The organism is Halorhabdus sp. SVX81 (assembly GCF_029207715.1).
Lineage (GTDB): Archaea > Halobacteriota > Halobacteria > Halobacteriales > Haloarculaceae > Halorhabdus.
The window spans coordinates 2914049-2923675 of record NZ_CP104322.1 but is presented as its reverse complement, the minus strand read 5'-3'; the positions used below and the strand labels follow the sequence as shown (position 1 = coordinate 2923675).

The 9627-nt window shown below is 59.4% G+C and carries 9 protein-coding genes; 7 read left to right on the top strand and 2 right to left on the bottom strand.

The window, feature by feature from the left end; translation table 11 throughout:
* Positions 1-898 precede the first annotated feature (898 nt).
* The 5 genes from SVXhr_RS14610 (at position 899) to SVXhr_RS14590 (ending at position 6798) form a co-directional block, all read left to right on the top strand.
* The gene (locus SVXhr_RS14610; protein ID WP_275740962.1) at positions 899-1540 is read left to right on the top strand and encodes a GTP-binding protein; all 642 of its coding nucleotides are present in this window, start codon (positions 899-901) and stop codon (positions 1538-1540) included.
* Between the two features lie 6 nt (positions 1541-1546).
* Complete coding sequence (locus SVXhr_RS14605; RefSeq protein ID WP_275738309.1) at positions 1547-1933, top strand: DUF2073 domain-containing protein; 387 nt, start codon at positions 1547-1549, stop codon at positions 1931-1933.
* Positions 1933-2712 (top strand): Zn-ribbon containing protein, encoded by a 780-nt coding sequence (locus tag SVXhr_RS14600; protein ID WP_275738307.1) that lies wholly within the window; start codon positions 1933-1935, stop codon positions 2710-2712. The genes SVXhr_RS14605 and SVXhr_RS14600 overlap by 1 nt, the downstream gene beginning before the upstream one ends.
* An 87-nt stretch (positions 2713-2799) precedes the next feature.
* Positions 2800-3225 carry a PPC domain-containing DNA-binding protein gene (locus SVXhr_RS14595; RefSeq protein ID WP_275738305.1) on the top strand — a complete coding sequence of 142 codons (426 nt, stop codon included), beginning with the start codon at positions 2800-2802 and terminating at the stop codon, positions 3223-3225.
* Positions 3226-6798, top strand: a complete 3573-nt coding sequence (locus tag SVXhr_RS14590) for a DNA polymerase II large subunit (protein ID WP_275738303.1) — start codon at positions 3226-3228, stop codon at positions 6796-6798.
* Positions 6799-6825: 27 nt separating this feature from the next.
* Here SVXhr_RS14590 and SVXhr_RS14585 read toward each other — a convergent pair whose 3' ends face one another.
* Positions 6826-7290, bottom strand: coding sequence for a hypothetical protein (locus SVXhr_RS14585; RefSeq protein ID WP_275738302.1), 465 nt, complete (start codon positions 7288-7290; stop codon positions 6826-6828).
* 342 nt (positions 7291-7632) lie between these two features.
* On the opposite strand from SVXhr_RS14585, the gene SVXhr_RS14580 reads away from it, so the two are divergent.
* Together SVXhr_RS14580 and SVXhr_RS14575 are read left to right on the top strand one after the other, a co-directional pair.
* Positions 7633-7860: a hypothetical protein gene (locus SVXhr_RS14580; protein WP_275738300.1), complete on the top strand. Its 228-nt coding sequence runs from the start codon at positions 7633-7635 to the stop codon at positions 7858-7860.
* Positions 7861-7904: 44 nt separating this feature from the next.
* On the top strand, positions 7905-8195 hold the full coding sequence (locus SVXhr_RS14575) for a hypothetical protein (protein ID WP_275738298.1): 291 nt from the start codon (positions 7905-7907) through the stop codon (positions 8193-8195).
* Between the two features lie 756 nt (positions 8196-8951).
* Here SVXhr_RS14575 and SVXhr_RS14570 read toward each other — a convergent pair.
* The gene (locus SVXhr_RS14570) at positions 8952-9581 is read right to left on the bottom strand and encodes a hypothetical protein (protein WP_275738296.1); all 630 of its coding nucleotides are present in this window, start codon (positions 9579-9581) and stop codon (positions 8952-8954) included.
* Positions 9582-9627: the final 46 nt, after the last annotated feature.

Genomic DNA, 9627 nt, shown 5'->3' with positions numbered 1-9627 from the left:
TAGTAAGGCTGGGTTTTATTAGGATGTATCTAAAACAGTAACCGCACTGCAAATCAATATACTTTTGGAGTTAATATATTATATCTAGTGGAAAGTAGTACTAGCTACAGCTAGAATAAAAGTACTAGATCTGACTAGAGGTTTGATTCACTACTCTCTACCTTATTTCGTGTTCACTTCGTCTCCTGATTCGATGCTTTGTGGTCGCTTTTCCGGGCGATACTTTGGCATGGGATTTCAGTATGCGATCGGTCCCATTTCGTTGCTTTACTCGTATAATTCGGATCTTCGCTGTCCGATTCTACAGCAGGAAGCACATGGCGAAGGGCACTGATCGGCACGATGACTCCAGTGGAAATGATCCCGAAATTGGGGTGAGTCACAATCCATTATATACTGTTGTATACCGGGTCACCATCACAAATTCGTCATATCCGCCCGTCGGCAATGTCGGATCGCGGCCAAGCCGGCAAACCTGCGGGATTTCGCCACGTTCCACGACTGGTCCCGATCAGCCCACGCTCCACCCGGTGGTTCGCACGGTTCCACTTGAAACGAAGGGGTGGGGGGTGTAGGCGACTATTCGCTAGTTACACTCTATCGCGATTTTGGTGGCAGTGACGAGCAGGGCCGACAAAATGAACGCCGAAACACAACAAACACCAACGGGATAGGTTTGGATCCAGCCACGAACCGAACCCACCAACAGCGGGCACTGGAGCATTACTGTCATACCTCTCTCGAAGTAAATCATTACAGAAGGTGGGTTTGACACCGATTGTACGCCGAAACGGCCAGTTCGTTCAGAATTCGTTATATATGTCTGACGTACAGTTAAGTGAATTCGGGAAAGTCTTTTGCGCAGATGCCCCGATTCGCTCGGGCGCGGGAGGATAGGATGGGCCTGCTCACAGAACTCAGAGACAGCATTTCACGTGCCGCTTCGAGCCTGTTCTCAGAACAGGATCCGAAACGCATCGGCATCTACGGACCGCCCAACGCCGGCAAGACCACCCTGGCGAATCGGATCGCCAGGGACTGGACCGGCGACGCGGTTGGGCCGGAAAGTGCCGTTCCACACGAAACCAGACGCGCGCGCCGCAAGGAGAACGTCGAGATCGAACGTGACGGCAAGTCGGTTCAGATCGACATCGTCGACACGCCGGGCGTGACGACCAAGGTCGACTACACCGAGTTCCTCGATCACGACATGGAGAAAGACGATGCCGTCCGTCGATCCCGTGAAGCCACGGAGGGTGTCGCTGAAGCGATGCACTGGCTCCGGGAGGACGTCGACGGTGTCATCTACGTGTTGGATTCCGCCGAGGATCCCTTCACGCAGGTCAACACGATGTTGATCGGCATCATCGAGAGCCAGGACCTGCCGGTGTTGATCTTCGCTAACAAGATCGACCTCGATGATTCCAGTGTCAAGCGGATCAGCAACGCTTTCCCCCAACACGAGACCGTCCCGCTGTCCGCGCTCGAAGGCGACAACATGGACGAAGTTTACGACAAGATCGCGGAGTACTTCGGGTGATCGAGGATGGCTGAAGTCACAAACAAAGCACGCGACGGTGTCCAGATCGACCTGATCAGCGGCCAGCGGATGGACGGGATGGCCAGCATGGAGAAGATCCGGATGATTCTGGATGGCGTCCGTGACGGCAACATCGTTGTCTTAGAGGAGGGTCTCAGTCCCGACGAGGAGTCACGGTTGATCGAAGTGACGATGACCGAGATCAGTCCGGACGAGTTCAACGGGATCGAGATCGAGACCTACCCCCAGTCGGAGGCCAGAGACAAGAGTCTCCTCGACCGGCTGATGGGCAAGGAGTCGACGAAGAAACTCACCGTGATCGGGCCGGCCAACCAGATCGAGACACTCCACAAGGACGAAACGCTCATCAGCGCCCTCGTCTCCAGGAAATAATGCCCCACCAGTGTACGGAGTGTGGCACGGTTTTCGAGGACGGCTCCACAGAGATGCTCTCGGGTTGTCCGGAGTGTGCTGGCAACACGTTCCAGTATCACCCGGGCAGCGACACCGCTTCCGAGCCGGATCCCGACGCGGAGCCGCCTGAGCGACCGCAATCCGAGGATTCGGTCGCCCGGACCGTCGGCAACGCGGCCCAGACGGTCAAGAACTTCATCGGCGGTGATGAAAAACCGGCGACCGGCGTCGATCCCGACGAGGCTGATCCGCTGTCACCATGGCCGAGCGATGTTGCTGGCGCTGCAACCGACACCGAAGACGTAGCGTCCACGGCTCGACCTGAAACGGGGGACGGGGTCACTGGGGGAACGCCGAGAAACAGCGCACGGGCCGATACGGCCACCGAATCGAACCGCAGCGGGACTGGCCCCACGGCCGGGATCGAGGACGAAGCCCAGGCGTCGGCCCGGTCGGCCGTCGTCTCGCCGGATGAACTCCCTGAATCGACCGGCAACGTGGCCGTCGGTTCGACAGGTGGCGATGCCGGAATCGCCAGCGAAGAGCCAGCCGCTGACCCCCGAACGGTGACCGAAGACCGCCCCGACCTTGCCGAACTACGTGAGGAACTCAACGATCAGTTCGAGTCCATCCGGATCGTCGAACCCGGCCAGTACGAACTCAACCTCATGGAGCTCTACGAGCGCGAGGAGTACATCATCGCGCTTCAGGAGGACGGTCGCTACCAGATCCAGGTCCCTGACACCTGGCGGGACTGAACGTGGTCGGGGACTTTGTGATCGGCTAGCCCCCGCCGCCGCGGCCCGTGAGCAATCCTTTTTGTCTTCGTCGCCGTGGGTAGACACATGAACTACCGGGAGCTCACCGGATCGCGTGAGTTCGTCGCCAGCCTGACCCACGGCGAGGACTGGCGCGGCCAGATCGAGGCGTTCGCCCGCAGCGAGGACATCGAGGCGGCCGTCTTCTTCGGCCTCGGAACCGTCCAGAATGCGGCGATCTGGTATTACGACCAGGACGAACAGACGTATCGCGAGACGGTCTTCGACGAACCGCTGGAAGTCGCGGCCTGCGTCGGGAACATCTCGCTCGATGTCGACGGTGATCCCTTCGCGCACACGCACGTCGTGCTCTCTCGGGAGGACGGGACGGCGATCGCCGGCCACCTCGACGCGGGGGAGACGTTCATCGGTGAACTGTACGTCCGGACGTTCGAGGAATCGCTCGAACGGGTTCCCGACGAGACGACCGGCGGCGATCTCTGGGCGCTGTAGATGCGCGAGGAAGACGAGCGCTACTTCGCGCGCCTGGAAGACGAACTCGACCGGGCGATGGACGTGGCCCGGAACGCTCGGGAGGCGGGGGGCGATCCGACGACCGACGTCGAGATCCCGGTCGCCAAGGACATGGCCGACCGCGTCGAGAACATCCTCGGCATCGACGGGGTGGCCGAGCGCGTCCGTGACCTCGAAGGCGAGATGTCCCGCGAGGAGGCCGCCCTCGCCCTGGTCGAGGACTTCGTCGAGGGGACTGTCGGCGACTACGACACGAAGGCGGGCAAGATCGAGGGCGCGGTCCGGACGGCCGTCGCCCTTCTCACCGAGGGGGTCGTCGCCGCGCCGATCGAGGGGATCGATCGCGTCGAACTCCTCGACAACGACGACGGTACCCAGTTCGTCAACGTCTACTACGCCGGCCCGATCCGCTCCGCCGGCGGGACTGCCCAGGCGCTCTCGGTCCTCGTGGCCGACTACGCGCGAACGCTGCTGGACATCGAAGAGTACCACGCCCGGGAAGAGGAGATCGGTCGCTACGTCGAGGAGATCGAGCTCTACGACGAGGACACCGGCCTCCAGTACTCGCCGAAGGACAAGGAGACCCGTCACATCGCCGAAAACATGCCGATCATGCTCGACGGCGAGGCCACCGGCGACGAGGAGGTTTCGGGCTACCGGGACCTCGAACGCGTCGACTCCAACAGCGCCAGGGGCGGGATGTGCCTGGTTATGGCCGAGGGGATCGCGCTGAAAGCCCCGAAGATCCAACGGTACACCCGCCAACTCGACGAGGTCGAGTGGCCGTGGCTCCAGGACCTCATCGACGGGACGATCGGCGACGACGAGGACGCCGAGGCCGAGGAGGCCGACACGAGTGAAGCGAGCGACGAGGCCGACGACGGCGAGGACGCTCCAGGCGAAACCGAGGGGCCACCAAGAGCCGACCCCTCGAAGAAGTACCTCCGGGACCTCATCGCGGGTCGGCCAGTCTTCTCGCATCCGAGCGAATCGGGTGGGTTTCGACTGCGCTACGGCCGCGCCAGAAACCACGGCAACGCGACGGCGGGCGTCCACCCGGCAACGATGCACCTCGTCGACGACTTCCTCGCGACGGGCACCCAGATCAAGACCGAGCGCCCGGGGAAGGCCGCCGGCGTCGTTCCAGTCGACACCATCGAGGGACCGACAGTTCGACTCGCCAACGGTGACGTCCGGCGGATCGACGACCCCGAAGAGGCCAAGGAAGTCCGCAACGGCGTCGAGTCGGTCCTGGATCTCGGGGAGTATCTCGTCAACTACGGCGAGTTCATCGAGAACAACCATCCGCTTGCGCCGGCCTCCTACACCGTCGAGTGGTGGATCCAGGAATTCGAGGCCGCCGGCGCCGACGTCCAGGCGATGGCGGACTCCGTCGGGATCGACCTCGACGAGCCGACGCCGGCCAAGGCTCTCGAGTGGGCACGGGAGTATAATGCCCCGCTGCACCCGAAATACACTTACGTCTATCACGACGTGAGCGTCGAAGCGATCGACGCGCTGGCCGACGCGATCGCCGACGGCGAGATCGTCACTGGCGACGGTGCAGCCGCCGATCCACCTGCCCGGGACGTATCAGCGGAGACGACGACCGGCGATCTCGTCCTCCCGCGGAGTGAGACCGCCACGCGGACCCTCGAATCCCTGCTGGTCGAACACACCCAGACCGAGGCCTCGCTTATCGTCCCGACCTGGCGACCGCTCGTCGAGACGCTGGGCTTTGACGACGATCTGACGCGGACGTGGACGATCGAGGACCTCTCGGAGCGCGCCCGCACGTACGACGATGGGGAGAACGCCATCGAGGCCGTCAACGAGATCGCCCCCTTCGATGTCCGGGAGCGAGCGCCGACCCGGATCGGCAACCGGATGGGCCGCCCCGAGAAGTCCGAGGAACGGGAACTCTCCCCGGCAGTGCACACGTTGTTCCCGATCGGCGAAGCGGGCGGCAATCAGCGCGACGTCGCGAAGGCGGCGGGTCACGCCGACGAGATGGGTGACGCACCCGGCGAGGTCGATCTGGAAGTGGGCCGCCGGCGCTGTGTCGACTGTAGGACGGAGACCTACCGGGCACGGTGTCCCGACTGCGGTGGGACCACCGAGACGGTCTACGTCTGCCCGGACTGCGACCGCGAGGTCGACCCCGACGAGTCCGGCCGCGCCGAGTGCCCGCGGTGTGAGACGCTTGCCTCACCGACGAGAATGACGACGATCGACGTCGGCGAGGTCTACCAGCAGGCCATGGACAACGTGGGCGAGCGCGAGGTCGCCTTTGACGTGCTCAAGGGCGTCAAAGGGCTGACCTCGAAGGAGAAAACCCCCGAGCCGATGGAGAAAGGCGTGCTTCGGGCCAAACACGACATTAGTGCATTCAAGGACGGGACGGTCCGCTATGACATGACCGACCTTCCGGTCACGTCGGTCCGGCCGGCCGAACTCGACGTCACCGTCGAGCAGTTCCGCGAGCTGGGCTACGAGGCAGACATCCGCGGCGATCCGCTCGTCCACGACGATCAACTCGTCGAGTTGAACGTTCAGGACGTCGTCCTCTCGAACGGCGCGGCCGAGCACATGCTCAAGACGGCGGACTTCATCGACGACCTCCTCGAATCCTACTACGGTCTCGATCCCTACTACGAACTCGACGACCGCGACGACCTCATCGGCGAACTCGTCTTCGGGATGGCTCCCCACACCAGCGCGGCGACCGTCGGCCGCGTCATCGGCTTCACCTCGGCTGCTGTCGGGTACGCCCATCCGTACTTTCACGCCGCGAAGCGCCGGAATTGTGACGGAGATGAAGATTGTGTAATGCTTCTCCTTGATGGACTCTTGAACTTTAGTGTCAAGTACTTACCAAATCAGCGAGGCGGCCGAATGGACGCGCCCCTGGTCATGTCTTCCCGGATCGACCCGGCCGAGATCGACGACGAGGCCCACAATATCGACATCGTCGAGCAGTATCCACTGGAACTTTACGAGGCCACCCGCGAGATGGCCCACCCCGAAGATGTCGACGTCAAGATTGCCGAGGACACCCTGGGCACTGAGGACGAATACACTGGATTCGCCCACACCCACGACACCAGCAATATCGCGCTCGGGCCGGATCTCTCGGCGTACAAGACCCTGGGATCGATGGAGGACAAGATGGACGCCCAGCTCGAGATCTCTCGCAAACTCAGGGCGGTCGACGAGACCGACGTCGCCGAGCGTATCATCGAGTATCACTTCCTGCCGGACCTGATCGGCAACCTGCGAGCCTTCTCGCGGCAGGATGTCCGGTGTCTCGGATGTGGCGAGAAGTACCGCCGGATGCCCCTCACCGGCACCTGTCGGGAGTGTGGCGGCGACGTGAACCTGACCGTCCACGAGGGGTCGGTCAACAAGTACATCGACACGGCCACGCGCGTGGCCGAGGAGTTCGGAGCCCGGGAGTACACCAAACAGCGCTTGGAGATCTTGGATCGCGCGATCAAGCGCGTCTTCGAGGACGATACGAGCAGGCAGACGGGGATCGGCGACTTCATGTAGCGACCGGCGGGCACTGCAGCCGGACACTCACGTCGCGTCGGGGTCAGGTTCCAGCCGGTAGCGTGTCGTCGGCTGCCCGGAGAACCGCGGGCCGGAGCCTGCGGTGGCGAAGTCAGCCGCCTCGGCGGCGTTTTTGACGGCAGCTTCGCCGTCAGGCACGAGCAGTTCGACGGCCATCGCTTCCCCACGGGCGAACCGGACCGGCTCCTCGAGCAGTCGCGCACACGCCCCCTCGGAGCCGGCGAGTTGCGTGACGTAGACTGTCTCGTCGCGAGCGTCGAAGCTCACGAATCCGACGATCGACGACGATTCGTCGTCTTGGGTATTGCCGTCGTGCTCGACATCACCCCCTGGCCCACTTTCGATCGCGTCGGGATCGATGGCGACCCGGACCGTCCGGTCGTGGACGAGATTTCGCATCACGTCCACTGGCGAGTCAGCAAGTGCCGCCAGGGCATCGGCATCGGCTTCGACCGCCTCACGAACGTCCATGCGATGGAGTCACGACCCCGACGTAGTTAACTTTGGGGCGCCGGGTTGTCGGCCGACCTGCGACACCACTACTGTGGAATCAAATTATCGAAATATAAATAAAAAATTATATGTATCCCACCCAGGAAGTGTACTAACGACTGTAAAGCAATGGTTACTAGAAGGCAACTCTTGGCGTCAGCCGGCGCGACAGTCGCTGGCGGAGTAGGTGTATACGTTTATCTCAGATCTCCAGTCGAGGGGACCGGCGGGTCCGAGGAGGGGACACTATGTGGCGCGTCGAACCGTGGGCAAACCGGTGAGACGTTGAGCATCGAAATGATTCGGGCTAACGAGACGACAGTGTCCGTGTATTACGCCCTCGAAACGAACCACTCCGGCGTCTCTACTGTCATTGTCGCCGACGGGGAAGTCCTTGCCCGCCAACCCTGGAACAGCCAAGCGGGTGAACTCACGTTTCAACACGAAGAGCCGACGAGATTCGATATCGAAGTGCGCTCGGCTGATGGCAGCGTATTGGACTCGACAGAAATCCTCGTCGAATGTGGGCCGGCCGAGGAGATCACCTGATTGTCAGCGAAGCACCGAAGTGAGCGCCGGCGTATCGATCCCATATGTACGTCTCTCCGGCTGTCCGGTCGATCCGTGAGCACCCGGCCGAGGACGAATCGGTCACGCTACTGGTCCGTGCGGCTGACGACGTCACCGCGATCCGCGACCGGATCGAAACTGTCGGTGGGACGATCGAGGAGAGCCTGGAGTTCGAGACACTGGCCGTTTCCGTCCCTCAAACTGCCGTCGGAGCGATCTGCGAGATCGACGGGATCGAATCGATCGAGACCGACCGGACGCTGACGATCGACGCTGATGGCGCGGGCGAAGACGTCTCGACGTCCGGGGAGTAGATCGACGGTGTCTCCCGAAAAATCAATCCGAGACAGGATGGGTCACCGGCAGTGCTCAGATACGGATTGACGTCTGAGGTGTGCGCTTTCACGGTACTTGAGCCCGAAAATACCTGCCAAATGTGAATATCGATAAGATCGACTTCGGTTTGTGGAGCGAGAAGCGACACAGCAATTTCTGTTGAAGCTGCGTGTTTAGTCACACCTTGCTTGAGTACCCGTTTCGAATACTGTTCATATTTTGGGGTTACTCGGGGTCCAACACGCTCATTCAAGTGTTCACACTATCCTCACAAAGCCGTTTTACAGCTCGAAACTGGCCAGTAATCCAATTCCGTTGCAACCGACAATCCGATCCGATGACGAGCGATACTGGCTGTAATCTGTCGTCGATTCAGAAACGAATACACCACTTCAGCGGTTGAGCCAACAATTAAATCAGTCATTGCTAACTCGTTCTTCAGAATGCGTGGGTAGCACGATGTTGACGAGACCGTAATTTTTCAATGCTTCCCACTTTTGAAAGATGCCTGCAACCGTACGCCCACAATTATAGATATGAACATAATGGAATTCGGAACAGTGTCGAACGTGTCCTTCGCGAGGTAACATATCGAATTACTATATTCTCAAACTTTTTCTGCCATTCTGGTGAAAATACGCCCAACGACTGGCTCAAAACATTCACGTTCGCATTGAACTACTGTATCTGGACTTCACCTATTTTGCACAACTGGCTTCTGAATAATCAATATCTCATGCGTATCGCTCTAGTTGGATATCTGGTTCTAGGTTCATTTGCACGAATTGACCACTTATATCATAAGTGTCTTCGCCGTCTGTTACGTTTCCATTCATTCGCCTATTACCATTCACATCAGTTACTATACCATCTTGACCAATCAAGAATGTATTTTCAACGTTATCCCGAGGAGAAATATCACCTGCAACGGAAACATGATAACGTGTTCGATCTCCACTCATGGACCCGATTTCTACATCAGATTCAGTATCGGAGTCGGGCACATCTCCAGTTTCGAACTCAAGCTCTCCCGAATTCACTCTAATAAGGTGAATAAACGAGTCGCTAGGAATAGAATACTGGCACGAGTTTTCTGAGGAAGTGCTTACGCTAATATAGCCATAAGAGTCCTCATTTTTACTTTTGGTACCAATTTCATTGTTTCGAGCAATGGCATTTTCACCCTCAACATCAGTTGATGTAAACCAAGCTTCAAAGTCAATTTTGTTGCCGGCATATTTAGCGCCGAACTCAACTTTTCTACGAGACGCTGCTATTGCAGTCGTTGCAGACAGAACACCAGCGGCGCCAACAACTCCAAGATTTTTAACTATTGTTCGCCGGTCATGAGTTCTTTCACTCATATCCTGGATAATATGTTGGCACATATTAAGTATTTCTAAATAATGT

Coding starts and splice junctions, on each gene's coding strand:
- SVXhr_RS14570 (WP_275738296.1), bottom strand. CDS start 9,581: ATGAGTGAAAGAACTCATGACCGGCGAACAATAGTTAAAAATCTTGGA.
- SVXhr_RS14585 (WP_275738302.1), bottom strand. CDS start 7,290: ATGGACGTTCGTGAGGCGGTCGAAGCCGATGCCGATGCCCTGGCGGCA.
- SVXhr_RS14590 (WP_275738303.1), top strand. CDS start 3,226: ATGCGCGAGGAAGACGAGCGCTACTTCGCGCGCCTGGAAGACGAACTC.
- SVXhr_RS14595 (WP_275738305.1), top strand. CDS start 2,800: ATGAACTACCGGGAGCTCACCGGATCGCGTGAGTTCGTCGCCAGCCTG.
- SVXhr_RS14605 (WP_275738309.1), top strand. CDS start 1,547: ATGGCTGAAGTCACAAACAAAGCACGCGACGGTGTCCAGATCGACCTG.
- SVXhr_RS14610 (WP_275740962.1), top strand. CDS start 899: ATGGGCCTGCTCACAGAACTCAGAGACAGCATTTCACGTGCCGCTTCG.
- SVXhr_RS14600 (WP_275738307.1), top strand. CDS start 1,933: ATGCCCCACCAGTGTACGGAGTGTGGCACGGTTTTCGAGGACGGCTCC.
- SVXhr_RS14575 (WP_275738298.1), top strand. CDS start 7,905: ATGTACGTCTCTCCGGCTGTCCGGTCGATCCGTGAGCACCCGGCCGAG.